The sequence below is a fragment of the Brucella sp. GW823-FHT04E01 genome (assembly GCF_058796175.1).
Genome location: NZ_JBXAIK010000003.1, coordinates 18,333 through 43,349 on the forward strand (window position 1 = coordinate 18,333; position 25,017 = coordinate 43,349).

Below are 25,017 nucleotides of genomic sequence, written 5' to 3' on the forward strand. Positions count from 1 at the left end.
TATGACTATTTGCTTATTTTCATCCCGCAAGTGTCTTAGAAGGAAAGGACGAATCTGATTGCCCGCAGCGCTATAAGGGACTTCAAGAAACGCAGGCGCGCGGGTGATTGAAATGGGAAGGGACATGCCCGTCCATGAATATCCGTTTTCTGGAAACGGTGATCTGGTTGTCGGAACTGCGTAATTTCCGGGCGACGGCGGCTCGCCTCAATATGACCCCGGCGGCGATATCCAATCGTATCGGCGCGATGGAGCAGGAACTGGGGTTCCGGCTCTTCGACCGCGATGCCCGCGACGTCAATCTGACGGCGGAAGGCGAAGCTTTTGTCGAGGGCGCGCGCGATGTCGTACGCCGTTATCATGATCTGGTGGAAAGCCTGAGTCCGCAGAACGGGCTTGAAGGCACGCTGAAGATTGGTATTGTTCCGAGCCTCGCCATGACCATATTGCCGGGTATTCTCGATATCGTCCGCCAACGCTATCCGCAGATACGCATCTCGATCACGACCTCATCATCGAAAGGGATCGTGCAGAAGCTGGAGCAGCGGGAACTCGACATCGTTTTTGCCATCAAGCCCGAGCCTACGCCCAACCTGCGCATCGTCGACATATGCACTTTCGGCATGTTCTGGATATCGCGCAGCAATCAGTTTCCGGGCGGGGCTGAAGACATGCTGTCACGCGATGACCTGCTTGGCTGCAATCTCATTTCCTATGAGAGCGGTTCCTATAATTATCAGCAGATCATCAATTATTTCACCGAAGAGCGCCTGAAAGACGCGACCGTTCATTATTCCAATTCGCTCACCACGACGATCAACATGATTTCGGCTGGTGTCGGTATTTCCGTCATTCCGCCGGTGGTGATCCAGAAAGAGCTTCGGACAGGTGAGCTGCAGGTGCTGAACACCAATGCCGTTTTCCCGGCGACGAGCTATAGCGCTATTTATCTCGAAAGCGCAGCGACGCGCCTGATCACGCTTGTGGCCAATATCGCCCGTGAAGCCGGGCGCAATTTCAGCGGCAATTTCAGTGATAGTCTGGCCTATCAGGACTAGCGCGCAGCTTTCCGTTCAGGCTGGTTTCAGGCTCTGCGTGGGCATATCCCCGCAATAAATGCTGATGATCTCTTCGGCGACCAGGCGCTGCAACTCCCAGAGATTGCGGTCGCGGATGCCTTTTTCTTCCAGATGCTTGACGGTGAGATAGAGATATTCGGCGCAGGAGCCCATATGCCCGCAGGCGCGCGCAAGCAATTGTGCCACGGACGTCAGGGGCATGTTGTCCGAAAGCCTGTCTCCACGCGGTCCGGCCCAGAAAACGAGCGCACGTATTGGTCCATCCTCGGTGTCGATCGAAACCCAGCGGATGGAATAGGCATCGTCAATCGAACTGATTTCGCGCCGGATCATTCGACGCAATTGTCCAAGGCGGTCCTCATCGGACAGCCGGAAAGCAATACCCTTGCAGCTGCCGCCCGGTCGCAGCGCCAGCATAAGGCCCGGCTGGGCCATCGTTGCGCGCCAGCGGGTCAGCCGAAGGCAGAATGAACGGTGCCAGCCGCTCGCCGTTCCGGCGCGCGAGTCCACCGCCTCGAAATCCGGCTTCCAGATCAGGGAGCCATAGGCGAAAACCCAGAGCGGTTCGTCTCCTGCTTCGTGAAAGAGCTGTTCCGCCAGTTCATCGACCTCATTGTCGGTGATCGGTGCCCGGCTTGGATCAGGACCGCGATCAACCTCAAGCCGAAGGCTCAGCGAAACGAGCTCCTCGGTCAAAGCCATACGGGACAGATCGGCAGAAGGCGCGGCGTATTCAGGCTGATCGTAATTCTGGGTCATTCTTTCACGGCAAAGCATGTTCATGGATGCGTCGCCTCAGATACTCGCATTTTTGCGCATATCATCAAGCTGCCGCAATGATGAAAACAACAATTCCCGGTCTCGCAGATGTTCTTCGTAGAGAGACACGAAAATGGAATTCGTCGTTACATGTGGCTCAGGCGCGGACTGGGCGCGTCGCAAGCTGTTGTTGGCCTTGCGCTTGGCATCTTCGACTTTGGCAAGCAATTCCTGAAGCCTGCCGGAATTGCCAAACGCACGAACACCGGCTTCCGGTGCGCCTGAGGCGACTGTATTCGATGTCGAGTGGATCATGGTCTGCATCTCCAATGGCAAGATATAGAGCTGATCGTGGAGTCTGTTTATGATATAATGATGTTATAAAATGTACTAAATTACATTCTTGTGATGTTGTGTTTCGGGCATTGTTTTTAAGAATAATTCTATTTCTTGCTGGGAGCATTTTTAGCACTGTCGCCCCGTTGAAAACGAGGCATTCAATGCCAAAACATCCAGTGAACAAGGAAAATTCGCGTGGTAGTGCTGCGCTCGGACAGATTCCGGGATGCGCGGGCAGCTGGCATTTGAGACCGGGATATCAATCAGCGTCATGATTCATGAAGGGGAGCATATCGACCGTGTCGATTGTCGTCGGCTCGACGGGCTTGCCGTCTGGCTTGGCAAAAATCATCACTGCAAAACAGTAGATCAGGAACACTGCCACGCCGATAGCTAGCAGGCTGGCAAATATGAGTGGCCAATCAATCATGGCCGACACCTTGGCGCAGTTTTCGCGTCAACTCAACCGTCTGTTGCGATGGGAAAGCCTTAACGCTAGCCTGTAAAAGAGAGCGGCAGGTTTCGACCGGAGGCTGGATGTCGGAAATAAAAACACTGGGATCCAGACGGGTCTACGAAAATCGTTGGATGAAGGTTCGCGAGGATCGCATTGTTTATCCGGACGGCAGCGAAAGCATTTATGGCGTTGTCGAGAAAAACGATGCCGCACTGATTTTCGCAATGGATGACGAAGACGGCGTCTATTTAGTGGAACAGTTCCGCTATCCCGTCGGGCGCCGCTTCTGGGAGCTTCCGCAAGGGGCCTGGCAGGAGCAGGAGAACGTCGATCCGCTCACTTTGGCTCGTGGAGAACTGCAAGAGGAAACCGGGCTGACCGCTGAGGAAATGGTCTATTTCGGAGAGACTTACGAAGCCTACGGCTTTGCGGCTAACAAGTGCCATATCTTTCTCGCTACAGGACTGAAAATGGGAAAGCCCAACCTCGATGCCGAAGAGCAGGGGCTCATCTGCCGCCGCTTTCCTATCGGGGAAGCCGTCGAGATGATCCTTCGTGGCGATATCAAAGATGCGAGTACTATTGCCGCCTTCGGGCTTCTGCGCCTGAAAGGGATTATCTGAAGCATACTGCGCGGTAACAGGGAGCGCCCACTGAAATCAATGGGGCAATCTCCACAGCAGATAAAGGCCTACGACCGTTGAAAAAATGACGCCTGACCAGAGCCAAATCTGATCGGCAAGTAACAAGCGCGTCATTTTCTGTGGATCTCGATCCAGGTAATGCCGAAGACAACAGCGCTGACGGCCAGGATCGCTGTTAACTCAATCCAAAAAATCAACTGCATGGCGATGTCCTCCAGCATGGTTAACAAACAACTAATGAAAAGGTTCACTCAGCCGGGTGAGTTTCATTGACATCATGACATCATGATGTCACTATCTTCTGATGAAAATCGCAGAAGATCATGCTCCGCTCTATGCCAAGGTGGAAACATCGCTGGCGGACGATATTTCAGCCGGTGCTCTGCCTGCTGGCAGTCAGCTTCCTCCAGAAGATCGCCTGATCGAACGTTTCGGAGTCAGCCGGACGACCGTTCGCAAGGCCATCGAGAATCTGGTCGCGCGTGGCCTTGTCGAAATTCGTCGCGGCAAGGGAACCTTCGTTGCCCAGCCCAAAGTCACGCAGGAATTGACGGAGCTGACCGGTTTCGTCGAAGACATGCAGGCGCTTGGCCGCGCGCCGACGGCACGATTGCTTGACACGGAGATAGTGCCAGCCGATGCAGACGTTGCGCGTCAGCTCGCTCTGCCGTCCGGAGCTCTGGTGATGCGGATCCGGCGCGTTCGGCTTGCCGACGGCGTCGCCATGTCTCTGGATGAAACATATCTGTCACGTGAAATCGGTGAGAAGATTGTTACGCACGATCTGGACGTCGAGCCGATCTTCACACTGCTGGAAGACAAATATGATCTGCCGCTTGTCGAGGCGGAGTATCGGCTGGAGGCTATCACTGCTTCGCCAGATGTTGCGGAGGCCCTCGCAGTCGAGCCGGGCAGCGCTGTCTTCCTGATCGAGCGCACGTCCTACACCGAGGGGCATCGGGCAATCGACTACGAAAAGCTTCACTATCGCGGTGATCTCATCAGCTTTGTCACTCGCCTGGCCCGGCGACCGCGCGGCCAAAGATAGCCGGGGGGTGAAATGTTGGCTTTATGGCTGTTCATAGCGGCTTTCGGGGCAAGCGCGCTCGGTGGCGTGCTGGGCATGGCAAGCGGCATCTTCATCGTGCCGGCGCTTACGCTGTTTTTCGACGTGGATATTCACGTCGCTATCGGGGCGAGCATTGTTTCGGTCATCGCCTGCTCTTGCGGCAGCGCGGCTCCGCTTTTGAAGCGACGGCTGACCAATGTCCGGCTCGCGGTCGTTCTTGAGACGGCAACCACGCTTGGTGCGCTGACCGGCGTGCTTCTGATCGGAATCGTTTCGACTTCGGTTCTATATGGTTTGTTCGCAGCCATTCTGGTGCTTTCTGCAAAGCAGATGCTGGTACGGCGGCGCGACGAAATCGGCTCAGCGATGCCGGATGCGAAGAGCCTCGCAACAAGCCTGCGACTGCATTCCAGCTTTCCCGATCACATATCCGGGCAGGAGGTGCACTATCGCGTCGGCCATGTTCCGCTGGGCATGGCGCTGATGTATGGGGCAGGACTGGTCTCGGCCCTTCTGGGGATAGGCTCGGGCGTTTTGAAAATCCCGGCGATGGACACCGCCTTGAAACTTCCTATCAAGGTCTCGTCCGCCACCTCCAATTTCATGATCGGCGTGACGGCTGCTGCAAGCGCAAGCGCCTATTTTGTTCGCGGTGACATCGATATCGGGATCACGGGGCCGATTGCGCTTGGTTCGGTCATCGGTGCGCTGGTCGGCGCCCGCCTGCTGATGAGCCTTCCGGCGGAAAAACTGCGCATCTTCTTTGTCGTGGTTCTCCTTGTTCTCGCGGTCCAGATGCTTCTGAGCGCTTTCGGTATAGAGATCTCTGGAGGCTTAGAATGAAAGTTACCGCAGACGCCGGACGACGGGACAAAATCATTGCAGCGCTTCTTTGGTATGGCACATGGTTCGCTTCTGCCTTGATCGCGGTCGGAGTCGTTATGACTTCTATTGAACCGCCGTCGCTTGCACTGAACGGCTATGACATCGTGAAGGCTGGTATTGCGGTATTCATTCTCCTGCCGATCATCCGGGTCGCGCTGACGATGTATCTTTTTCTGCGCGAGCGTGATTACGTCTACACCGTCATTGCCGCAACGGTTCTGCTGATTATCGCAACCGGCATCGTCGTGGACTTTCGCTAATCCCGATAAATCGCGTGAAACATAAGCAATATGGCTTGCATCGGCGTGCGTGGGCTGATTTTCTGCTCGCCAAAGCCGAAAGCATCGACCCTGATCTGTCGCACGCTCCGGACAAAAGCGGAGGGGACGGGATGGCCACTGGATTGGCAAAGCGACTGGCAGCATTCGGCATGGTTATCCTGCGCGAGGCGATCGGCGTCTACTGGACGCTCGTCAAGATCATGCTGCCGGTGATGGTGCTGACGCAGCTGGCGATCGAGATGGGCTTGATCAAAGCCATTTCTCCTGCTTTCGCTCCCGTCATGCAGTTCGTGGGGCTGCCGCCTGAAGCCGGTTTTGTTTGGGCTATGAACCTGCTGGTTGGCGTGTGGAGCGGGGCAGTGGTGATGTTCGCCGTCTTGCCGGTCGACACGCTCACCACAGCTCAGGTGACGATCCTCGGTTCGCTTTTCCTCTTCGCTCATGCTCTTCCCATCGAACAGCGTATCGTACAAAAGGCTGGCCCGCGCCTGATCGTCTCGACGCTGATACGGCTTGTTGGCGGACTTGCTTTCGCATGGGGGATCAACCTGATTTCCAGTCATACCGGCTGGCTGGCAGAACCGGCTGCGCCGAGCTGGGTGCCGGGCCATTACGATTCAAGCTGGAGCAGCTTCGTCGCCGATACGGCCTCCACGCTGGTCTGGATATTTATCGTCCTGCTCGGTCTGGTGGCCGTGCTGAGAACAATGGACGCGCTGGATGTGACACGCTTCCTCAACCTGCTTCTTTCACCCTTGTTGCGCTTGCTCGGCATATCGAAAAATGCCGCTCCATTGACCGTGGTCGGGCTGGTGCTGGGACTGTCCTATGGTGGAGGTCTCATCATCCGTGAAGCACAGCGCGGACACATTCAGCCTCGGGACGTCTTTCTCGCGTCGAGTTTCATGGGGCTGTGCCACAGCCTGATCGAAGATACGCTGATCGTGGTGGCTCTTGGCGCGGATATCTATGTCGTCCTGTTCGGTCGATTGATTTTCTCCATTGTTCTGGTCGCGATATTCGCCAGACTTCTGCGCGGAACGGGCGACGCCTTCTTCTTCCGTTTCCTTTATAGGGATACACTGCACGGCAAATCCCGACTGCACTACGGGGCAACAGTTGAACAGCCGGCAGATTCATCGCGCTGAGCTATTATTTCATCTGACAAGCATCGTCTGGAATTTCATTCTTGAGCATTCTCGCTCGGAATGAGCGCATCGATGACACTGGCAAGCTGCATGTCACGTTCACCCGCCTCCATGGTACGCCTGAGTACTTCAAGCACAGTTGCAGCGGCGCTGCGGGCTGCCTCGATCAATGTATTCCCCCGCGTAAGCTTGGTGGTCAGAAGGCCGGTGAAAAGGTCACCAGTCCCCACAGGTACGATCGGCAGGCGCGGCGATATCAGTCGCGTGCGGGTCTCGTGGTCGAAGACGATGTTTTCCAGCAAGCCTTCAGGAGTGTCGGCAAGTTCGCAACTGGTCACAACCAGCTGCGCGCCGTGAAGTGCCTGCACACGCCCCGCCGCGGTTTCAAGTGCAGCCCAGGAGGTTACATCTGTCTGTGCGATAAGACCCAATTCGAACTGGTTGGGTGTCAACAGATCGGCTAGCGGAACAAGCCGTTCAACGATACATTCCACCACCTGATCGGCAACGAAGATCCCGAGGTTCATATCGCCCATGACCGGATCGCAAATGTATTTTATGTCGGGATTGATCTGGCGGGCGCGTTCGACGAACGCGGCGACCACATTCCCGTTTGCCTGAGAGCCGAGATAGCCGGAAACAATATAGTGGCTTGTTTCAATCAATCCGCGCTCTTCGACGCCGCGCAGAAGATCGCCGACCAGTTCGGATTCGAGAACCCGCCCGCGCATGGTTTCGAAATGCGGATTGTTGGACAGCAAGGTCGTCGGGACTGCAGCGACATTCAACCCATGGGCCTGCATGGGCAGAACCGCAGCGCTGTTGCCGACATGCCCGTGCACAACCTGGCTCTGGATTGAAATGATGGAAGTGGTCATTCCAGTGCTTTTGGCAGTCATTTTGCAGCTCCTTCGCTCACGCTCAATTCGGTCCGTTCACGACGCGGCAGACGACCGTTGAGAACGATATAGGCAACCAGTCCGATTATCAGTCCCCAGAAAGCACCGCCGATGCCGAAGAGATTGATGTTTGCGGCGGATGCGAGAAAGGTAATCAATGCTGCCTCGCGATGCGTGGGGTCTGACATGGCTCCAGCCAGACTGCTGCCTATCGTGCCCAACAGGGCCAGACCTGCGAGCGTTGTGATAAAGCTTGCGGGAAAGGCCATGAAGACAGCTGCGAGCGTCACACCGAATATGCCGACGAGAATGTAGAACACGCCCGCTGCAATACCGGCGATCCAGCGCTTGGATGGATTTTCGTGTGCTTCAGGCCCGGTCGCGATTGCTGCCGTGATTGCCGCAATGTTGAAGGCATGCGATCCGAATGGCGCCATGATGAGCGAGCCGAGACCTGTTGCGGTAACGATTGGATTGGCGCTGGTCTTGAAACCATCATTACGCAGAACCAGCATCCCCGGCATATACTGTCCCGTCAGTGTGATGAGGAACAATGGCAGCGCGACGGACAGCAGGGCATTGAGAGAGAATGCAGGCATGGTGAAGACTGGAGTTGCAAACTCCAGTCGCAGTCCAGACAGGTCGACCCTGTTTTGCAGAAGCAGGAAGGCCAGTCCGAGCACGAGAATGCCGACTACGGCGTAGCGGGCGGACAGCCGTTTCAAAACCACATAGGCAACAATCAGCAGTCCAACCAGCAACGGGTCGGTGGTGGTGCCGCCGAAGGCCCCTATTCCGAATTGCAACAGAATGCCGGCCAGAAGCCCTGAAGCTATGCTTGGTGGTATCAGCCGGATGACTTTCTCGAAATAGCCCGACACGCCGAGGATGACAAATGCGAGAGCCGAAATCATGAAAGCGCCGATTGCCTCGGCGTAGGATGTGGTGGCAAGTGCCGTTACAAGAAAGGCAGCAGCTGGCGTCGACCAGGCGGTGATGATCGGCTCGCGGTAGCGCCAGCTGAGATAAAGGCCGGTAAGCCCGACGCCAATCGAAACCGACCAAACCCAGGAGGCAGTCAGTTCCGGGCTCAATCCCGCAACCTTTGCGGCCTGAAAAACAAGAATGAATGTGCCGCCATAATTGACAATGACGGAGATTAGGCCCGCCACGATAGGATGGGCAAGGTCGCTCAAGCGGATCGATGACGTTGAAGCACGGGATGGTATCATCCTCAAAAACCTTCTGGGAATTGGGCACATGGCCTGCAAGTCGGGCTGAAAAGATTGATTGACAGTTAGCTGTTTAATGGCCTGATATGCCCATCCATTTTTGACAAAAGGACCAGTCCATTTGTTCAGGCATTCGCAACTTGAATCCGTCAAGGCTTGGATTGCCCACCCCGCCCATGCGGCAATGCCGCTCCATGCGCGTATTCAGCGGTCGATCCGGCAATTGATCATCGATGGTGCGCTGGGGCCGGGAAAGCCGCTTCCGGCTTCGCGCAGCCTCGCCAAATCGCTGGGTGTCTCCCGAGACACGATCGAAGCGGCTTATGCGCAGCTGCATGCAGAGGGCTTTATCGACCGCCGGGTGGGCAGTGGAAGTTTCGTGGCGCAGATAACGGAATTCACACCCGGACACAGCGTTTCCCAGCGCGAAGCGCTATTGCGCAATCAGGCGCCCAATCTGAGCAAACGCGGAGCAGCCATGTTCCGAAGCGGTGGTGTACGCGAGCTGCTGGCGCCACGACCTTTCGCTCACGGTGTTCCGGAAACACGAAATTTTCCGCTTCAGCTTTGGGAACGTCTGGAACGGCAGGTTTTGAAGGAAGCCGGCACGCAAGCGCTGCTGCATGGTCATCCGCAGGGGACAGAGCCATTGCGACGCGCTGTTGCCGAGTACATGAACCTGGAACGCGGAGGACGCGCGACACCTGACAGGGTGCTGATCCTCACCAGCTCGCAACAGGCGCTGACTTTATGTGCCAACATGCTGTTCGACCCCGGTGACCGCATCTTCATCGAAGACCCGGCTTATTACGGTGCACGCAAGGCGTTCGATGCTGCAGGCCTTGAATCCATTCCGGTCAATGTGGACGACCAAGGCATTGTGATCGAGCGGATGGTTGGCGAAACGCTCAAGGCCAAGGCCGTGTTTCTCACACCCTCGCACCAGTTTCCAACCGGCGCGACCCTGTCGCTGGATCGTCGACTGGCGCTGATCGAATGGGCCGCCCGCCAGCAGACATGGATTATCGAAGACGATTATGACAGCGAGTTTCATTACGCTGGCAAACCGACCGCCTGCGTACAAGGCCTCGACCGGCATGAGCGGACAATCTATATCGGCACTTTCACCAAATCACTCTTTCCGGGCCTGCGTATCGGCTACATGGTATTGCCGCCGCAACTGGTCAAACCGATGACCGTTGCGCGCACCCTGCTTGATGGGCATTCCGCACCGATGGCGCAGTTGACGCTTGCCCGGTTTATGGAAGGTGGACATTTCGGCGCGCATGTCCGGGCCATGCGCGGCATCTATGCTGAACGGCGCGATGTACTGGCCAGGCTGATCGAGCGATATCTGGCGGATTTCGTCGAGCCGCATGTACCTGCCGGAGGGTTACAGATGTCTTGTCTGCTCACCGGTGATTTATCGGAGCGCAATGCCGTCGCTGCAGCCCAACGTGTCGGTATCGAGCTCCTCGGCCTGTCCGGGCTTTACGCTGCCGGTGACGGAAAGGCCGGTTTTCTGATGGGGTTTGCAGCCTATACGCCGACAGAAATCGGGGCCGCAGTTAAAAAGCTGGCGACGGCCTTTCGCGCGTTCAAGAAGCCATAGGTGCTCGAATGGTCAGCAGTTGAATGATCGTCATGACCGGATGACTTGGAAATTGGTCTGATCTTTGCGCTGGAAGTGGATGGGAGAACCAGACCACCTCCGTGATACAAGCTGGCGGGATGGTTGCCATGTCGTATCCGCGCAGCGGCAAGCATTTGTATCGGCGCTTGAAGGGAGATTGGCGATGCAACTATCTGTCGAGCCGCAGCCGGTTGAGGAGCAGGCAATCAAAGACGAGATAGCGCGTTTCGGTGCTGATCCGACTTCTGTTTTCGCGAGCAATTTCAAAGAGGTTCGCGCGCGGATCGCCGCGGCTTGTCATCGCAGCGGACGCGACCCGAACGATGTGCGTCTTCTCTCGATCACAAAAACAGTCCCGGCTCGCATCCTGCGGCACGCTTATGCGGCCGGAATTCTCGATTTCGGAGAAAATAAACTTCAGGAAGCGCGCGACAAACAAACGGCCCTGAACGATTTGCCAATCCGTTGGAGCATTGTCGGCCATCTGCAGACAAACAAGGTCAAATATCTTGTTCGTCTTGCATGGGAATTCCATGCGCTGGATAGTTTCCATCTGGCGGAAGAACTGAATCGCAGACTGGACGCGGAAGATCGTGATCTTGATGTTTACGTTCAGGTCAATACTTCGGACGAGGAAAGCAAATATGGGCTGCATCCGGACGATCTCATGTCGTTCGTGGCGCGCCTCTCAGAGTTTCCCCGCCTCAAACCACGTGGGCTGATGACGCTCGCAATTTTCAGCTCCGACACAGCGCGCGTGCGCGCCTGCTTTCGCCTGCTTCGTGGTCTGCGGGATCGTGTTGTTGATGTGCATCCGCATATGAACGGACTTTCCATGGGCATGTCTGGCGATTTCGAGGTTGCAATCGAGGAGGGGGCAACCGTGGTGCGGGTCGGGCAGGCCATTTTCGGTCCACGTCCGACCAGCAATGGTTATTACTGGCCGGGTCTGGCTGCGGACGCCCACACTCAGACTTCTGGCGGCCTGCGATAGCAGTATACGCCAGAAAAATGCGGGGTCAGGGTTTCAGGCTGATCCAGTATGAACCTTCAAACGGGACAGCCGCGAAACGCTGGTTAATTTCCGCCAGTGTCGCTTCGGGGCTGATATCCGCGAACAGTTCCGGTCGCAACCAGACGGCGAAGGCTTCTGCTGCCAGAACATTCAAGGGAACAGCATTGAAAAAGTTCCACAATCCATACACGCGCTTGTCGTTCACGGCCTTCAAACCAGCGCGGAAAGGATTTTTCAGGGCATTTGAAAGTGTGTCGCGCGCTTCCTGTTCGCTTACGCCCGGCCCAACCGAAAAACCGCTATACTTCCCGCCTGGGGATGAGGTGGCGATGTAAACTTGCGGGTCGGCGGCAACGATAAATTCGCTGCTGATCACCCCTCCCTGTGCTGGTCCATCTGCAGCAATATTTCGGCTGCCGGTCAATGTGATGAACTCGCCCATACTGGTTCGCCCGTAAGCGTAGCAGCATTGATCGGCATTGGGAAAGGCTTCCAGCAATACAGTCGGTCCGGCATCGCTCTTCGCCACTCGATCACGAATGCGGGCAATGCGCTCGTCGTAGAAGTCGGCAAAAGCGTTAGCCTGCTCCTCGCGGTTGAGTACCTTGCCCAGCAGGCGCATGTTTTTCGAAGTATTTTCGAGTGCATGATTGCCGAAGTCGACCACGAGCACCGGTATGCCCATTTTCTCGAGATAGGCGATCGCCTGCACGCCTTCATCATTGCGCATCTGCCAGTCTGAAAGAATGACCAGATCGGCTTTTACAGAAACGATTTTCTCGACCGAAACTGTAATGCCGTCGCCAATGATCGGCAGTTTTTCAATTTCCGGGAAGCGCTGTTTGAAGCCGGCATAGATTTCCGGATTGTCCCCCTTGAGGTCACCGGCCCAACCGGCCAGCACACTGACGGGATCTGGATGGACGAGCGACAACGCAATCAGATTGAATCCGCTGCCAAGCAATATGGATTTTGGTTGGGCGGTAATGGTGACTTCCCGGTCAAGCGCATCCTTGACGTGAATGGGATAGGTTACCTCTGCAACAGCGCTTTTACCGAGGGCCAGCCAGATTACAGTCAGACACACAACAAGACGGATCATTTCATTGCTTTCTAAGTTCGGGGAGCGCGCATAATTCACCGCATCCGGCAACGCCCGGCAGTTTATAGCGCAGGCAGCAAATCTTGCGCCGGCACAAATTGGCGCCATGATCTGTTTCTTGACGCAGACACCCAAAAAACGGGTTGCGCGTTCCATCGTCAAAAATCTGCGTTTCAAAAAGCGGGCGACATGGCCAGCCATCACGACAATGGTTTTCAGCTGCGCTGTTGACGGCGTAGTCGATATAGACCGCTGCATTATTCCAGGCGAGCTTCGGTGAGATGCCGGTGCGGTCTTTCAGGACTTGAACGACAGTGTTCAGATGGCTTTTTGCGACATGGCTGATAACCGTCATCACATCCGGCGCGTCACAAGCTTGCCCTTCGTGGGGCAAGCCAAAGGAACGTGGCAAGCCCTGATCATTGATGGCAATGGTCATATTCTCGAGCTCGACCGGAAGGGCCACTCCACTTTGTCGGGCGCAGATATAGGGAATGACCAGAAGCGAAAAATAATAGAGCGACCAGAACGAAGAAACCGCCCGCAGGTCGACATCAGGATAGGCGGCTGCGCATTGATGCAGGGTTTTCGTCAGGAGAGGGCCGTACAGAAATTCCGACAGAGGCATGCTGTCAGTCATTTCGCAGGACAGCATCATACTATCGGCACACCATGCATTGTCACCATGGAACAGTGCTCTCAGGCCTTGGGGCCTGAGAGCTTGCAGTGCTTCATTTCTGGTATCGGCGCTTACCATGAATATTTCAGGCTGCCGACAACAGTGCGGCCCTGATCACGATAACAGAAACCTGCGGAGCAGACCGGCTTGCTGGTGTCGAACAGGTTGGTGGCGTTGACCTGCAGTTTGACACCTTCATAGTCCTTCTTGATCGCGCCAAAATCGAAATCAATTGCTGCATCGACAAAGGCACGCGAGCTGTTTTTCATAGTATTTTCGTCATTGCCGTAACTTGAGCCGACAAAACGGACACCTGCGCCGACACCCAGCCCGTAAAGGAAGCTGTTCTCAGGCAACTTATAGTGAGCCCAGGCTGACGCCATGTGGGTCGGTACAGATGAGATTTCGTTGCCCACTGTTCCGTCCGGGCCGTCCTTGATGCTGGTCTGCATGTAGCTATAGGACGCAATGAGGGAGAGGCCGTTGTCGAGACTGGTGCTGGCTTCCAGTTCCAGACCGCGCGAACGCAGTTTCCCGCGCTGTACCTGAATGTTGGCCGGGCCAGCATCCAATTCGACCACTTCGTAATAGAGACCGTTGTCCTGATTGATGTTGAACAGGGCGGCCGTTATCAGGGTGTTGCTGTTGGGCAGCTGATACTTGATCCCGACTTCCTGCTGTTCGCTTTCCGTTGGCTCGAACGGATTGCCTGTTGCCCGGTTTACACCGGCATTGGGCGAAAAGGCTGTCGAATAGCTGGCATATGGCGTGATGCCCCAAGGTGTTTCGTAAGTCAGCCCGGCGCGCCATGTGAAGGCCTTGTCGCTCTGATCAAAATCGCTGGACGTGCTGGTTGCCAGATCGGTGTTCTTCGTGTCGGTGGTGACCCAGTCCTGACGACCGCCGAGGGTTATGGTCCAGGCATCATAGCGGATCTGATCCTGCAGATAGATGCCAGCCATGAGCTGGTCCTGAACGTCTTTTGTCTGGAAATCGATTGGCGCTACAGGGCGCCCCATGGACGGATGTCTGGTATCCAGCGGTGGCGTATAGCCATACCCGTTTAATCCCTTCCATTGCAGCTTTGTCAGGTCTACGCCGGCCAAAAGCGTGTGCTCGAAATTGCCGGTATCGAAGCTTGCTTCCAGTTGATTATCGATTGTGAAACTGGTCAGCCGCTCCTCAAAAGTGCCTGCGCTGCTGTCGAGCAGTAACGGATCGATTTCATTGGCCTGATAGGCAAAGGCCCAGTCGGCTCCGATCTTGGTCGATGCAAGGCGAGCATTCTGGCGGAACACGAACGTGTCGTTGAGGCGGGTTTCAAATTCATAACCGACACGCCCCTGCGTTTGTACTGAGTCATTGAAGGCAGTGTTGCCTGCAAAAATGTCGGATACCTTGCCCGTTACGGCATCGTAATAATAAGCGGCAGTGCCGCCGGTTTTGATGCGGGAGAACTCGCTGAGGATTGTCAGGCGCGTGTCTTCGTCGGGCTTCCACGTAAATGCCGGTGCAATGTAAATACGGTCGTCGGGAACCGAGGGTTGTTCGGTATCGGCGTTGCGCCAAAGCCCTGTCAGGCGGTAGTAAAGTGGGTCGCCTTCCTTGACCGGGCCGGAGAGGTCGAACTGGGTCTGATAACGATTATTGGTACCGTACTGGACCTGTACTTCGTGAAGCGGGGTTTCGGTCGGGCGCTTGCTGATCAGGTTGAACAGGCCACCGGCACCGGAAGCGCCGTAAAGGGCTGACGATGGGCCGCGCAGAATGGAAACGCCTTCCAGGCCATAGGGTTCAGTCTTGAACAGCGCCGAGCTTGCTCCGGGCTGGCGCAGATTGTCACGAAAGACACCGGTATAGGTGACGTCGAAGCCACGCACGGTGAAGGAGTCGAACCGCGGATCGAAACCAAAGCCGCCAACGCGTGCACTGGGCGTATAGGCAATGGCGTCGAGCAAGGTCTGCGGATTGCGATCTTCAAGCTGCTGTTGGGTGACGGACGAAATGGACTGCGGGGTCTGCACAAATGGCGTGTCGATCTTGGCGCCGGTCGCACTGCTGCGCGCCACATAACCGTCCGCATCGATCACGCCGCCGCTGCCGCCGTCGATCACAATCTTGTCGAGAACGATTGCACCATTCTCCGTTGGAGAGGCAGTGGTCTGGTCCTGCGCTATTGCCGTGGCGGCAAGAGCAATCAGGGATGTACCAGCCAGAATTGTACGGCGAAGAGGCATGCAATCGGAGCGCATATAGAATATTCCCAACATGATTTTGACAATCATGAGTGATATATTCATGTATTAGTGCTGGCAAGAAATTACATGATTAAAAGAGTCATGTTTGTCGGTTTGTAGTCATCCTGCAACACTCCCACTTTTGAAGCGGCGAAAGACCGGAACAGGTGTATGAGCGCATGATGCTCAACCGCTCATTTGTCGTCTTGGTGAAGGTCACGATGAATTCTGGCAAAGTGATTGGTTCCGGTGCAATCTTCTCACTCTGCGGACCGGTGTGGTGCGATCAATGTGGGTGAGCATGATAATGGCAAGCACGTCAGGTTCACGACCACCGGCGTCAGCGCTAGCATGGGTTATCATCTTGCCAGAGAACTGACTGTCGGGGCAGCTTCGGCTGTGGTCGTGATGATAGCGATATTGGCGACAAAGGGACAAGCAGCACGGCTTGAATATCGTGGTCTGATAGCTGCAGACGGGGACCGCGAACACGGTTTCCTGGTCAATTTCAAGAAGCGGTTCTGATAACGGAGGCGGCATGTTCCGCCTGTCCATCCTTATTTTATTTGCATCGGACGGCTCTCAGGTCAGTCAGTGTGTCACGTCGTTACGGACAGTTCGTCGAAAGGCACTTGACTGATGTATAGCCATTCGGCTATGTATCAACGCATAACCAATTGGGTATGAATTGAGCGATGACTATGCGAGACGAAGTTTTCAAAGCTTTATCCGATCCGACCCGACGGTCGATATTTGAACGACTTTGCCGAGAGGGCGAGAAGACGGTTACGGTTTTGACCGCAGGAACGAGTGTGTCCCAGCCGGTCGTCTCAAAGCATCTTGCCGCTCTCAAGAGGGCAGGCCTCGTCAGTGATCGTCACGAGGGGCGCCAAAGCCACTACAGGGCCGAATACACGGCACTAATTCCACTGATCGATTGGGCGAAAGAGTTGAACGGTTTCTGGGAGCAGAAGTTCGATGCCCTTGAAGACCTGTTGAAGAGGATGGATCAATGACCGAGATATCTGATGATGTGCGAACGGTAATTGTTGAGCGTGAAATGCCTCATCGGCCTGAAAAGCTCTGGCGCGCATTGACGGAGCCTCACCTCATCGCGGAATGGCTGATGAATAATGATTTCGCTCCGACCGTAGGCCATTGTTTCAAGCTCAAAGGTGAGTGGGGCGGGGTGCTGGATTGTGAGGTTCTGGTGGTCGAGCCGAACAGGCGGCTATCCTACACCTGGAACCACACCCATGAGGACGAAGCATACAATCTCAGAAGTATCGTAACATTGACTTTGATACCGACCGCCACCGGGACACATCTGCGGATGGAACAGTCGGGCTTTATGCCGGGTCAGAAACAGGCCTTTCACGGTGCACATCATGGATGGCGAAATTTCCTTGAAAAGCTCGATGCCGTCGCCGCTGATTTGGACTGAACCTGCTCCTAGAGAGAGTGCCGCAAAACATAATGAGCTGGAAGGAGCTGGAGTTCAGCCAATGTGGTTGGCGAACTCCATAAGGAGAAGCACATATGGTCTTGAATAAATCCATACGCCAAATTCACCGCTGGTTGTCGATCATATTCACGCTTACCGTGATTGCGAATTTCGTCACTATGGCGTTCGGGCAGCCTCCGGTGTGGATCGTTTATTCTCCGCTTCTACCGCTGTTTATATTACTCGCAACCGGGCTGTATCTGTTTATTCTGCCCTATACTCTGAGACGGGGTGAGTGAAGCCTTTAAACCTGTTCGATAGGCCCTTTCACCAGGCCAGCTTGGGCACCGCGTCAAGCAGCATGCGCGTATATGGCTGTTTCGGCTGAGTGAATATTTGAGAAACGGTACCTTCTTCGACAATCTTGCCGTGATGCATGACAACAACGCGGTCGCACAGATGGCGAACGACAGACAGGTCATGGCTGATAAAAAGCAATGTCAGATCAAGGCTTTTCCTCAGTTGCAACAGGAGATTGATAACCTGTGCCTGAATGGAAACGTCGAGCGAAGCCACTGGCTCGTCGCAAACGATGAGCTCCGGTTGCATTGCCAGCGCCCGCGCAATAGCAATGCGCTGTCGCTGTCCGCCGGAGAATTGGTGAGGATAACGGTCTGCCAGCGCCGGATCGAATGCCACTGATTTCAGCCAGCGATTGACATATTCGCGCGCGTCTTTCTTGGTGCAAAGCCCGTGTGCGATCGGCCCTTCCGCGACGGACTGAAATATTGTGCGGCGTGGATCAAGCGATGCAAAGGGGTCCTGAAAGATCATTTGAACGGAAGTGCCAATCTTGCGGTCTTTTTCCCGCACCTTGCGAGCGTCAACCAGAACATTACCCGAAGTTGGCGTGGAGATGCCGCAGATGATGCGGCCAAGCGTTGATTTCCCCGAGCCGGATTCGCCGACCAGCCCCAGCACTTCGCCGCGTGCAATCGTAAGAGTTGCGGACTGAACGGCATGGACGGCATGAGCTGGTTTGGCGAGGCCGAGCCGTTGGGCAAAACGGCCAAGCGAGCCTACCGGCTTTTGGAAGATCATCGTAACGTCATCGGCGCTGACGAAGTTCGGGCTTGGGGCGAGAGATTTATTCTTCTGCGTCTCTATAATTGAATATTCGCCAGCGTTCTCGGTGGCGCTTGAGGTTAGAAGCTCCCCTGGCTGTTTTCGTGACGGCAGGGCATCAAGCAGGCCTTGAGTGTAGGAGTGCTTGGGAGAACCGAGTACTTCGGCAACGCTCCCCATCTCGACAATCTTGCCAAGCCGCATGACGGCTATTCTCTGTGAGATTGAAGCAACGGTCGCGAGATCATGGCTGATCCAGATCATCGAGATGCCCAATTCAGAGACGAGCGCTTTCACTTCTTTGAGGATTTCCGCTTGAACCGACACATCGAGCGCGGTTGTGGGTTCGTCCGCGATTACCAGTTTGGGCTTGTGAAGCAGCGCAATAGCAATCGCCACGCGTTGGCGCATGCCACCTGAAAACTGATGTGGATACTGGTCGACCTTCTTTTCCGGCTCGACAATGCGCACCCGCGCCAAAGCTTCGATTGCTCTGCGGCGAACTTCGGCATCCGAAGCCTTTTCGTGAGCGCGGATAGCCATTGCGATCTGGTCGATGACCTTGAGGACCGGGTTTAGGGTCATCATGGGGTCCTGAAAGACCATAGAGACTTCCCGACCGCGAATGCTGCGCAATTGGTTTTCCGGCAATCCGACCAGCTCCCGGCCTTCAAATCGAATTGAACTTCCGGGTTGAATTCTGCCGGGCTTATCGATCAGGCCAATCAGAGAGAAGCCGGTGATCGATTTTCCTGAACCAGATTCTCCGACAAGGCCAAGTATTTCGCCTTTCCCGATTTCAAATGAGATGCCATCGACGGATTTCACCGTACCGCGGTCAGTTTCAAAATAAGTGGAGAGATTGTCGACTTGTAGCAGAGCTGTCATTTGCGCAGCCTCGGATTGAGTATGTCTCTGATCTGATCGCCCATGAGATTGATGGCCATGATCAGAACAATCAGCGCAACGCCCGGATAGATGGAAATCCAGTAGCGGCCCGACAGAAGATACTGGAAGCCATTGGCAATCAACATTCCAAGGGAGGGCTCTGTTGGCGGCAGGCCGACACCAAGAAATGAAAGCGTGGCTTCCAGCGAAATGGCTGAAGCAACTTGCACAGTTGCCACGACGATGAGCGGTGGCAGGGAGTTGGGCAGGATATGCCGTGTCACGACGTGCCAGCCACTCATCGGCACGGAAAGGGCTGCCTGCACGTAATCCTTTTGCCGTTCCGCCGCCGCCGCACCATGTGCCGTGCGCACGAAATAGGCATATTGCGCGAAGACAAGTGCCAGAATGAGCTGCCACTTTCCCTGACCGAGCACGGCGGCAACCACGAAGGCCAGCAGGATGGCCGGAAATGACAATTGCACATCCACAAGGCGCATTATGAAAGTTTCTGTTCGCCCGCCAAGATAGGCCGCGAAACAACCGACAATCGCGCCGAGGCTGAAGGCTATGGCCCCTGCAATCAGTCCCATTTCGAGTGATATGCGCAGACCATATATAATGGCTGACAGCAGGTCGCGTCCCTGACTGTCCGAGCCGAGCAGATAATACATGCCCTGGGCACCGACATAGCCGGGCGGCCGGCGCGCATCACGCAGCACGAGAGATTTGAGGTCGTAGGGGTCTTGTGGCGTGATCCATGGCGCGAATATTGCCAGCAGAGCAATGATGACAACCACAGCGAATGCGATAACCGCGACCTTGTTCTTGGAAAAGGCCCGCCAAAACTCCTTCACAGGAGACGTGCTGCTTATTGGAGCGGAGCTTTGAGTTGATACCGTTTCGGCCATCTCAGCGACCTTTCTGACGCAGTCGTGGATCGAGGGCTGCATAAGCCAGATCGACGCAAAGGTTGATGACGACGAAGAGGATCGCGACCATCATCAGATAGGCGACCATGACTGGACGGTCGAGCGATGCGATGGAGTCTACGATGAGTTTTCCGAGCCCCGGCCAGTTGAAAATGGTTTCCGTGACAAGAGCGAAGGCAAGTGTTGAGCCGAGTTCCAGACCAAACACCGTAACAAGCGGAATGGAGATCAACTTCAATACATGCCGGCGCAGGATCGTGTGTTCAGGAATGCCTGCCGCCCGTGCAAATTTAATTGTATCGGTCGTCATTATCTCGCGTGTGCCTGCTGCTGCCAGTCGACACATCATCGCCATCTTGAACAGAGCCAGATTAAGAACTGGAAGGAAGAGATGTGACCAGCCATCGCGGGTCAAAAACGAAAAGGGAATCCCGAAAATATCGGCAGTCTCTCCTCGCCCACCGGCGGGCAACATGCCGAGCTGAACAGCAAACACCATAATCAGCATCAATCCGATCCAGAAGGTAGGTACGGAAAAGCCAAGTATCGAGCCTGCCATGATCAGTTTGGAAACGAACCCTTCTGGCTTGTAACCGGCATAGACGCCAAGAGGGATGCCGATAAGAGAGGCAAGCAGAACGGCGATAACAGCGAGCTCCAAGGTCGCCGGCAATCGCTGGGCAATCAACTCGCTGACTGGCATGTTGAAGACGAATGATCTTCCGAAGTCGCCACTGACAGTCTTGGCGACAAAATCGGCATATTGTTTCCAGAGGGGCTGGTTGAGGCCGTATTCCTCGATAACCCGCTGGCGGATTTCTTGCGTAACATCCGGTGAAATGAGTACGTCAATGGGGTTGCCGATGACGTAAACGCCAATGAACACAAGAATGGACATGACCACCAGGACGATGAACGCCTGTCCCGACCTGCGGAGAATGAATGAGGCCATTGGCTTTTCTCTGGCTAGTGCCCCAATGGTTGCATTCGGGCAAGGGTTGCGAGGGACTTGGAAGGTTTGACCGGCGCGTTAATGCCAGTCATGCTCGATCTCGTGGCGTGTTTCTTCGACACCGACTTTCCAGATTTCCATCATGTCCCGATCGGGCCTTTGGAAGACGCCGTGATAATTGCCCTCAGCAATACGTTCACGCTTTCTGCCAGCATCGACGCGCGCGGATGCGGCAAAGTCGATGCGCTCTTTCTGGAAATTCGGGATCGGCGCACCTTCCAGGCGGGTCCATGGAAAGTTCTCCATCCAGCTGGCATGGCTGGCAGCAGGGTCAATCTCCTGCACTTTTGCCATGGTCTTTGGCGCGCGCCACCAGTCGTGGAGCTTGACCGAAGTGTCGCGATGACTGTTCATCCATTCCGACAGGAGAGGGTTGATAGGCGAATTGCCGCCATGACCGTTGACAATCAGAATGCGACGGAAACCTGAATGATAGACACTGTTCAGAACGTCCTCGATCACATTGATGTAGGTGCGCAGCGTCAGCGTAACCGTACCTGGAAAATCAGCGAACCCGGATGCCATTCCATAGGGCAGGCAAGGAAACACCGGCACGCCTGTCGGCTCGGCCGCCTCTACGGCGACGCGTTCGGCCAGGATCATATCGGTTGCCAAGCTCAAATAGGCATGTTGTTCAATAGACCCGATCGGGATGACGCAACGGTCGTCTTCTTTTACACGTGCTTCGACCTGCGACCAATGCATGTCCTGAATGCGCATTTTCGTCTCCTGCAATTTTCCGGATTGGCAACCAGAGCGCACTAACCCCTCGCAGGGATGGTTGTGCGATGGCACCCCTGCATTCATTTGCTTTTTTGAATTCGGTTCCATTAGGAACAAAAAAATAGAGTTGACGCAACAAAATTTTTAAATATCGTTCCAAATAGTACTAAATGAAAAACCGCTGAGGTTTTATCGATGGATGATTTGTTGCGTACGGCTCTTTACGAAGGGCGCGCGGGACGGGAGGAGCCGGGGCTTTCCAGTCTTTCGGAGGGCGATCCGCTCTATCCCAAGCTCTGGCGAAATCCGTGCTGGCTTTCATTTCGGTTGAACTATCTGGCGTTGCGGTTCAACAATCCTGTTTATGGATTGATCCAGCAGCAACTTGGTTTGCTGCGGCCGGAGTTTGTCGTGCTTTGGTCGCTCTATCTGAGCGCCGAGTTGACCCTGACCGAAGTTGTCCGGTCGTCCGGTTTCCCAAAAAATACCTTGAGCCGTGCCGTGAACAAGCTCGACACGTTGGGCATGATCAGCCGCGAGCTCGACCCCATTGACCAGCGCCGAGTTGCTTTAAAACTGACTGAAAAAGGGCGTTTGGCGGTGGAAGCTGTCGAGGCGAAGATGATGGATCACGAACGCATGATGCTCGAATCCCTGTCGCCCGCCGAGCGTTTGAACCTTTCTGAAATCCTGACCAAGCTGGTGGTAGCTTCGGAAAGTTGGCCGCAGCAGCTCGTCGCGGATTTGGAGCCTATCGAAGGCGAAGATACCTGAAACAGCACATCTCGGATCAATAATCGGCAAGTCGGCTTGCCATGGATTTTACTACTCGTCATGCCAATGAGAAAATTACAGGGGAAAAAATGACCATTCGTTCGATATTCAACACCGCCTTACTGGCAACGACACTGATGATGCCGTTGTCAGCGATTGCTGCCGACCTCGTGATTGCCACGAAATCGGGGCCAGCTTCAATGGACCCGCACTTTACGGCAACGTCTGCGAATGCCGAAGCGACCAAGCATGTTTTCGATACGCTCTTGAAATCGGGCAATAAGCTCGAAGTCGAACCGTCACTCGCTGTGAGCTGGAAGCCTGTCGATGACACGACGTGGGAGTTCAAACTGCGTGAAGGTGTCAAATTCCACGATGGATCGGACTTTACTGCCGAGGACGTGAAGTTTTCCATCGAGCGCATTCCAAATGTTACGGGACCTAATCCTTCGACCATTTATGTTCGCAGGGTGAAGGGTGTGGAAGTGATCGATCCGCTGACCGTCCGTGTGACGACGGTTGGATCGGCGCCAACATTGCCCAATGATTTCGTACGTCTGTTCATTGTTTCCCACAAGGCTGCAGCGGATTACTCGACCAAGGAAACGGCCGCAGACGGTTTCAATTCAGGTAAGGCTACGATTGGTACGGGTCCTTATAAATTTGTGAAATGGGCTCCCACGCAGGACTTGGTACTGGAAAAATTTGACGGTTACTGGGGTGGTGCCCAGCCTTGGGATCACGTCGTGCGCAAGGAAATTCCCAATGATGCTGCTCGCGTTGCCCAGCTGAAGGCCGGTCAGGTTGATTTGATATCGAAGGTTCCTTCGACAGATCTTGCTGCCTTGGAGTCCGATTCCAAGCTGGACGTCGTGAAGGATGAATCCGTCTATATTCCCTATCTGGAGTTCGACTTCCGCAAAGAATCGCCAATGGTCTGGGATAAAACCGGCAAAAAGCTGGAGAAGAACCCATTCCTTGATCCGCGTGTGCGTGAAGCTTTCGACCTGGCTATTGATCGCCAGACGATCACGGAAGTAGCGTTGGAAGGCATGGGCTCGGTGCCCACGCAAATGGTGGCCTCGAATATTTTCGGCTACAACAAGGACATTGCTCCGGCTGCTTACGACGTTGAAAAGGCAGTCAAGCTGATGGCCGATGCTGGCTATCCGGATGGTTTCAAAGTGTCATTGAATTATGCCAATGACCGTATGCCGATGGAATTGGGGCCGACAATTGCCCAGTTGCTCGCTTCGATCAATGTTCAGGTCGATGTCAGCGGCGTCCCTGCAGCGGTATTTAATCCGGCCAAGACGCGCGGGGATTATTCGCTCTATATGGCGTCTTGGGGCACGCTGACCGGTGAATCCAACTATATGCTGTCGTCATTGATGCATACAAATGACACCGCGAAATCACTGGGCGCTTTCAATACGCGCGGATATTCCAATCCGGAAATGGACAAGCTGATTGAGGATGCCGGTAGTGAAATGGACGAGGCCAAGCGTGGCGCTCTTCTTGAGAAAGCCAATCTGCTTGTTTCAACCGACAGACCAGATTTGCCGCTTGCTGTGAACATGTCGGCATGGGGTGTAAAAAAGGACAAGATTTCCTATACGCCGCGCTCTGACGAGGACACGTTGGCAATGGACGTCAAGCCGAAATAAGACCGTATCCACTGGCGGCTTCAAGGCCGCCGGTTTTTTTAGCGAGTTAATGAAGATGCCCGAATTTGTACCTGTCATCGCGTTGCATGGCGGCGCTGGAACCATTCTTAAAGCCAATATGACGCCAGAGAAGGAAGCAGCCTATCATGCCGGCCTGCGGGAATGCCTGCAGGCTGGACTGGATGTTCTGCGTAAAGGTGGCAAAGCACTTGATGCCGTGACGGCATCTGTGATTGCCCTGGAAGAAAATCCGCTTTTCAACGCCGGGCACGGAGCCGTTTTCACGACGGATGAAACGCATGAGATGGATGCGGCCATCATGGATGGTGCAACGCGGGCATGCGGTGCCATCTCCGGAATTTGCGGGCCACGCAATCCTGTTCTGGCGGCACGTGCAGTCATGGAGCAGACCGAACACGTATTTTTCGCAGGCGAGGGGGCAAAGCGATTTTGCGAAGCTGCCGGTCTGGAAATGATGGCGCCGGAATGGTTCTCGACGGAACAGCGTCGCAAGGCCTTGCACGACGAAATGGCACGTCGTCGCAGTGGTGCCGCCGACGATGGCGATCCTGCCCGCAAACATGGCACTGTCGGAGCAGTTGCACTGGATCGTTTCGGTCATCTGGCGGCAGCCACATCCACGGGCGGCATGACCGCCAAGACACCGGGACGCGTTGGCGACAGCCCGGTCATCGGTGCTGGAACCTGGGCGGATGACGAGACGGTAGCGCTTTCCGCCACAGGTCACGGAGAATATTTCATTCGCTGGGCGGTGGGTCACGAAGTGAATGCACGGATGCGCTGGGCAGGGCAATCGCTCAATGAGGCAGCTGGCGCGGTTGTCCGCGAGCTGGGTGAAATCGGTGGCTCTGGCGGTCTTGTTGCGGTGGATCGCAAAGGCAATGTCAGCCTGCCGTTCAACAGCCCAGGCATGTATCGTGCATGGTGCGGTTTGGACGGGGAGATAAATACGGGTATATATAGATAGCAGAGA

At 55.1% G+C, this 25,017-nt stretch carries 27 protein-coding genes; 15 read left to right on the forward strand and 12 right to left on the reverse strand.

Translation table 11 applies throughout. The annotated features are described in order from the left end of the window. The first annotated feature begins 134 nt into the window (after positions 1–134). Positions 135–1,058: a LysR family transcriptional regulator gene (locus tag AC1RHM_RS10430; protein WP_010659334.1), complete on the forward strand. Its 924-nt coding sequence runs from the start codon at positions 135–137 to the stop codon at positions 1,056–1,058. Positions 1,059–1,073: 15 nt separating this feature from the next. Here AC1RHM_RS10430 and AC1RHM_RS10435 read toward each other — a convergent pair whose 3' ends face one another. The 3 genes from AC1RHM_RS10435 to AC1RHM_RS10445 all read right to left on the reverse strand — a co-directional run bounded on the left by AC1RHM_RS10435 (position 1,074) and on the right by AC1RHM_RS10445 (position 2,607). Then, positions 1,074–1,838 (reverse strand): gamma-glutamylcyclotransferase, encoded by a 765-nt coding sequence (locus AC1RHM_RS10435; RefSeq protein ID WP_226622641.1) that lies wholly within the window; start codon positions 1,836–1,838, stop codon positions 1,074–1,076. Positions 1,839–1,874: 36 nt separating this feature from the next. Further along, on the reverse strand, positions 1,875–2,153 hold the full coding sequence (locus tag AC1RHM_RS10440; RefSeq protein WP_010659332.1) for a hypothetical protein: 279 nt from the start codon (positions 2,151–2,153) through the stop codon (positions 1,875–1,877). A gap of 283 nt (positions 2,154–2,436) precedes the next feature. Next, positions 2,437–2,607: a hypothetical protein gene (locus AC1RHM_RS10445; protein WP_155243286.1), complete on the reverse strand. Its 171-nt coding sequence runs from the start codon at positions 2,605–2,607 to the stop codon at positions 2,437–2,439. A 107-nt stretch (positions 2,608–2,714) separates the two neighbouring features. Between AC1RHM_RS10445 and AC1RHM_RS10450 the strand changes: the two genes are divergently transcribed. From AC1RHM_RS10450 to AC1RHM_RS10470, 5 genes are all read left to right on the forward strand, one after another. Continuing rightward, positions 2,715–3,257, forward strand: a complete 543-nt coding sequence (locus tag AC1RHM_RS10450; protein ID WP_029376026.1) for an NUDIX domain-containing protein — start codon at positions 2,715–2,717, stop codon at positions 3,255–3,257. 325 nt (positions 3,258–3,582) lie between these two features. Beyond that, the gene (locus tag AC1RHM_RS10455; protein WP_010659330.1) at positions 3,583–4,326 is read left to right on the forward strand and encodes a GntR family transcriptional regulator; all 744 of its coding nucleotides are present in this window, start codon (positions 3,583–3,585) and stop codon (positions 4,324–4,326) included. A 12-nt stretch (positions 4,327–4,338) separates the two neighbouring features. Next, positions 4,339–5,190 carry a sulfite exporter TauE/SafE family protein gene (locus tag AC1RHM_RS10460; RefSeq protein WP_010659329.1) on the forward strand — a complete coding sequence of 284 codons (852 nt, stop codon included), beginning with the start codon at positions 4,339–4,341 and terminating at the stop codon, positions 5,188–5,190. After that, a complete protein-coding gene (locus tag AC1RHM_RS10465; RefSeq protein WP_010659328.1) occupies positions 5,187–5,492 on the forward strand; it encodes a DUF1634 domain-containing protein in 306 nt (101 codons plus the stop codon). The genes AC1RHM_RS10460 and AC1RHM_RS10465 overlap by 4 nt, the downstream gene beginning before the upstream one ends. A 14-nt stretch (positions 5,493–5,506) precedes the next feature. Next, positions 5,507–6,661 (forward strand): nucleoside recognition protein, encoded by a 1,155-nt coding sequence (locus AC1RHM_RS10470; protein ID WP_235916911.1) that lies wholly within the window; start codon positions 5,507–5,509, stop codon positions 6,659–6,661. A 35-nt stretch (positions 6,662–6,696) separates the two neighbouring features. On the opposite strand, the gene pdxY is transcribed toward AC1RHM_RS10470, so the two are convergent. After that, positions 6,697–7,560 (reverse strand): pyridoxal kinase, encoded by an 864-nt coding sequence (gene pdxY, locus AC1RHM_RS10475; RefSeq protein WP_010659326.1) that lies wholly within the window; start codon positions 7,558–7,560, stop codon positions 6,697–6,699. Beyond that, positions 7,557–8,792, reverse strand: coding sequence for a benzoate/H(+) symporter BenE family transporter (locus AC1RHM_RS10480; RefSeq protein WP_010659325.1), 1,236 nt, complete (start codon positions 8,790–8,792; stop codon positions 7,557–7,559). Before AC1RHM_RS10480 ends, pdxY begins: the two co-directional genes overlap by 4 nt. A gap of 121 nt (positions 8,793–8,913) precedes the next feature. Here AC1RHM_RS10480 and pdxR point away from each other — a divergent pair, with 121 nt between their 5' ends. Further along, a complete protein-coding gene (pdxR, locus tag AC1RHM_RS10485; RefSeq protein ID WP_010659324.1) occupies positions 8,914–10,404 on the forward strand; it encodes a MocR-like pyridoxine biosynthesis transcription factor PdxR in 1,491 nt (496 codons plus the stop codon). A 184-nt stretch (positions 10,405–10,588) separates the two neighbouring features. After that, the gene (locus AC1RHM_RS10490; RefSeq protein ID WP_010659323.1) at positions 10,589–11,419 is read left to right on the forward strand and encodes a YggS family pyridoxal phosphate-dependent enzyme; all 831 of its coding nucleotides are present in this window, start codon (positions 10,589–10,591) and stop codon (positions 11,417–11,419) included. 25 nt (positions 11,420–11,444) lie between these two features. Here the strand turns inward: AC1RHM_RS10490 and AC1RHM_RS10495 are convergent, their stop codons facing one another. The 3 genes from AC1RHM_RS10495 to AC1RHM_RS10505 are packed head-to-tail and all read right to left on the reverse strand — an operon-like array spanning position 11,445 to position 15,458. Then, positions 11,445–12,542 (reverse strand): ABC transporter substrate-binding protein, encoded by a 1,098-nt coding sequence (locus AC1RHM_RS10495; RefSeq protein ID WP_036577601.1) that lies wholly within the window; start codon positions 12,540–12,542, stop codon positions 11,445–11,447. A 1-nt stretch (position 12,543) separates the two neighbouring features. Beyond that, a complete protein-coding gene (gene fhuF / locus AC1RHM_RS10500) occupies positions 12,544–13,299 on the reverse strand; it encodes a siderophore-iron reductase FhuF (protein WP_010659321.1) in 756 nt (251 codons plus the stop codon). Continuing rightward, entirely contained in the window at positions 13,293–15,458 is a 2,166-nt protein-coding gene (locus tag AC1RHM_RS10505) for a TonB-dependent siderophore receptor (protein ID WP_376913431.1), read from the reverse strand. The genes fhuF and AC1RHM_RS10505 overlap by 7 nt, the downstream gene beginning before the upstream one ends. Before the next feature lie 291 nt (positions 15,459–15,749). Between AC1RHM_RS10505 and AC1RHM_RS10510 the strand changes: the two genes are divergently transcribed. From AC1RHM_RS10510 to AC1RHM_RS10525, 4 genes are all read left to right on the forward strand, one after another. Next, positions 15,750–15,983, forward strand: a complete 234-nt coding sequence (locus AC1RHM_RS10510; protein WP_029376022.1) for a hypothetical protein — start codon at positions 15,750–15,752, stop codon at positions 15,981–15,983. Positions 15,984–16,153: 170 nt separating this feature from the next. Then, positions 16,154–16,474: an ArsR/SmtB family transcription factor gene (locus AC1RHM_RS10515; protein ID WP_010659318.1), complete on the forward strand. Its 321-nt coding sequence runs from the start codon at positions 16,154–16,156 to the stop codon at positions 16,472–16,474. Further along, the gene (locus AC1RHM_RS10520; RefSeq protein WP_010659317.1) at positions 16,471–16,902 is read left to right on the forward strand and encodes an SRPBCC family protein; all 432 of its coding nucleotides are present in this window, start codon (positions 16,471–16,473) and stop codon (positions 16,900–16,902) included. Before AC1RHM_RS10515 ends, AC1RHM_RS10520 begins: the two co-directional genes overlap by 4 nt. 95 nt (positions 16,903–16,997) lie before the next feature. Further along, on the forward strand, positions 16,998–17,201 hold the full coding sequence (locus AC1RHM_RS10525; RefSeq protein WP_010659316.1) for a hypothetical protein: 204 nt from the start codon (positions 16,998–17,000) through the stop codon (positions 17,199–17,201). A 28-nt stretch (positions 17,202–17,229) separates the two neighbouring features. On the opposite strand, the gene AC1RHM_RS10530 is transcribed toward AC1RHM_RS10525, so the two are convergent. From AC1RHM_RS10530 to AC1RHM_RS10545, 4 genes are all read right to left on the reverse strand, one after another. Further along, positions 17,230–18,915: a dipeptide ABC transporter ATP-binding protein gene (locus AC1RHM_RS10530; protein ID WP_010659315.1), complete on the reverse strand. Its 1,686-nt coding sequence runs from the start codon at positions 18,913–18,915 to the stop codon at positions 17,230–17,232. After that, positions 18,912–19,772 (reverse strand): ABC transporter permease, encoded by an 861-nt coding sequence (locus tag AC1RHM_RS10535; RefSeq protein ID WP_010659314.1) that lies wholly within the window; start codon positions 19,770–19,772, stop codon positions 18,912–18,914. The genes AC1RHM_RS10530 and AC1RHM_RS10535 overlap by 4 nt, the downstream gene beginning before the upstream one ends. A 55-nt stretch (positions 19,773–19,827) precedes the next feature. Beyond that, positions 19,828–20,799, reverse strand: coding sequence for an ABC transporter permease (locus AC1RHM_RS10540; protein WP_010659313.1), 972 nt, complete (start codon positions 20,797–20,799; stop codon positions 19,828–19,830). A 78-nt stretch (positions 20,800–20,877) separates the two neighbouring features. Continuing rightward, positions 20,878–21,579: a creatininase family protein gene (locus tag AC1RHM_RS10545; protein WP_010659312.1), complete on the reverse strand. Its 702-nt coding sequence runs from the start codon at positions 21,577–21,579 to the stop codon at positions 20,878–20,880. Positions 21,580–21,777: 198 nt separating this feature from the next. Here AC1RHM_RS10545 and AC1RHM_RS10550 point away from each other — a divergent pair, with 198 nt between their 5' ends. The 3 genes from AC1RHM_RS10550 (at position 21,778) to AC1RHM_RS10560 (ending at position 25,011) form a co-directional block, all read left to right on the forward strand. Beyond that, positions 21,778–22,356, forward strand: a complete 579-nt coding sequence (locus tag AC1RHM_RS10550; protein WP_010659311.1) for a MarR family winged helix-turn-helix transcriptional regulator — start codon at positions 21,778–21,780, stop codon at positions 22,354–22,356. A gap of 89 nt (positions 22,357–22,445) precedes the next feature. Then, a complete protein-coding gene (locus AC1RHM_RS10555) occupies positions 22,446–24,023 on the forward strand; it encodes an ABC transporter substrate-binding protein (RefSeq protein WP_010659310.1) in 1,578 nt (525 codons plus the stop codon). Between the two features lie 55 nt (positions 24,024–24,078). Beyond that, positions 24,079–25,011 (forward strand): isoaspartyl peptidase/L-asparaginase family protein, encoded by a 933-nt coding sequence (locus AC1RHM_RS10560; protein ID WP_105529408.1) that lies wholly within the window; start codon positions 24,079–24,081, stop codon positions 25,009–25,011. Positions 25,012–25,017: the final 6 nt, after the last annotated feature.

Excerpts from the sequence above, each read along its gene's own strand:
- AC1RHM_RS10430 (WP_010659334.1), top strand. The coding sequence starts at position 135 with ATGAATATCCGTTTTCTGGAAACGGTGATCTGGTTGTCGGAACTGCGT.
- AC1RHM_RS10530 (WP_010659315.1), bottom strand. The coding sequence starts at position 18,915 with ATGACAGCTCTGCTACAAGTCGACAATCTCTCCACTTATTTTGAAACT.
- AC1RHM_RS10440 (WP_010659332.1), bottom strand. The coding sequence starts at position 2,153 with ATGATCCACTCGACATCGAATACAGTCGCCTCAGGCGCACCGGAAGCC.
- AC1RHM_RS10445 (WP_155243286.1), bottom strand. The coding sequence starts at position 2,607 with ATGATTGATTGGCCACTCATATTTGCCAGCCTGCTAGCTATCGGCGTG.
- pdxY (WP_010659326.1), bottom strand. The coding sequence starts at position 7,560 with ATGACTGCCAAAAGCACTGGAATGACCACTTCCATCATTTCAATCCAG.
- AC1RHM_RS10520 (WP_010659317.1), top strand. The coding sequence starts at position 16,471 with ATGACCGAGATATCTGATGATGTGCGAACGGTAATTGTTGAGCGTGAA.
- AC1RHM_RS10555 (WP_010659310.1), top strand. The coding sequence starts at position 22,446 with ATGACCATTCGTTCGATATTCAACACCGCCTTACTGGCAACGACACTG.
- fhuF (WP_010659321.1), bottom strand. The coding sequence starts at position 13,299 with ATGGTAAGCGCCGATACCAGAAATGAAGCACTGCAAGCTCTCAGGCCC.
- AC1RHM_RS10545 (WP_010659312.1), bottom strand. The coding sequence starts at position 21,579 with ATGCGCATTCAGGACATGCATTGGTCGCAGGTCGAAGCACGTGTAAAA.
- AC1RHM_RS10455 (WP_010659330.1), top strand. The coding sequence starts at position 3,583 with ATGAAAATCGCAGAAGATCATGCTCCGCTCTATGCCAAGGTGGAAACA.
- AC1RHM_RS10460 (WP_010659329.1), top strand. The coding sequence starts at position 4,339 with ATGTTGGCTTTATGGCTGTTCATAGCGGCTTTCGGGGCAAGCGCGCTC.
- AC1RHM_RS10435 (WP_226622641.1), bottom strand. The coding sequence starts at position 1,838 with ATGACCCAGAATTACGATCAGCCTGAATACGCCGCGCCTTCTGCCGAT.
- AC1RHM_RS10550 (WP_010659311.1), top strand. The coding sequence starts at position 21,778 with ATGGATGATTTGTTGCGTACGGCTCTTTACGAAGGGCGCGCGGGACGG.
- AC1RHM_RS10505 (WP_376913431.1), bottom strand. The coding sequence starts at position 15,458 with ATGCCTCTTCGCCGTACAATTCTGGCTGGTACATCCCTGATTGCTCTT.
- AC1RHM_RS10450 (WP_029376026.1), top strand. The coding sequence starts at position 2,715 with ATGTCGGAAATAAAAACACTGGGATCCAGACGGGTCTACGAAAATCGT.
- AC1RHM_RS10515 (WP_010659318.1), top strand. The coding sequence starts at position 16,154 with ATGACTATGCGAGACGAAGTTTTCAAAGCTTTATCCGATCCGACCCGA.
- AC1RHM_RS10540 (WP_010659313.1), bottom strand. The coding sequence starts at position 20,799 with ATGGCCTCATTCATTCTCCGCAGGTCGGGACAGGCGTTCATCGTCCTG.
- AC1RHM_RS10525 (WP_010659316.1), top strand. The coding sequence starts at position 16,998 with ATGGTCTTGAATAAATCCATACGCCAAATTCACCGCTGGTTGTCGATC.
- AC1RHM_RS10465 (WP_010659328.1), top strand. The coding sequence starts at position 5,187 with ATGAAAGTTACCGCAGACGCCGGACGACGGGACAAAATCATTGCAGCG.
- AC1RHM_RS10495 (WP_036577601.1), bottom strand. The coding sequence starts at position 12,542 with ATGATCCGTCTTGTTGTGTGTCTGACTGTAATCTGGCTGGCCCTCGGT.
- AC1RHM_RS10490 (WP_010659323.1), top strand. The coding sequence starts at position 10,589 with ATGCAACTATCTGTCGAGCCGCAGCCGGTTGAGGAGCAGGCAATCAAA.
- AC1RHM_RS10480 (WP_010659325.1), bottom strand. The coding sequence starts at position 8,792 with ATGATACCATCCCGTGCTTCAACGTCATCGATCCGCTTGAGCGACCTT.
- AC1RHM_RS10560 (WP_105529408.1), top strand. The coding sequence starts at position 24,079 with ATGCCCGAATTTGTACCTGTCATCGCGTTGCATGGCGGCGCTGGAACC.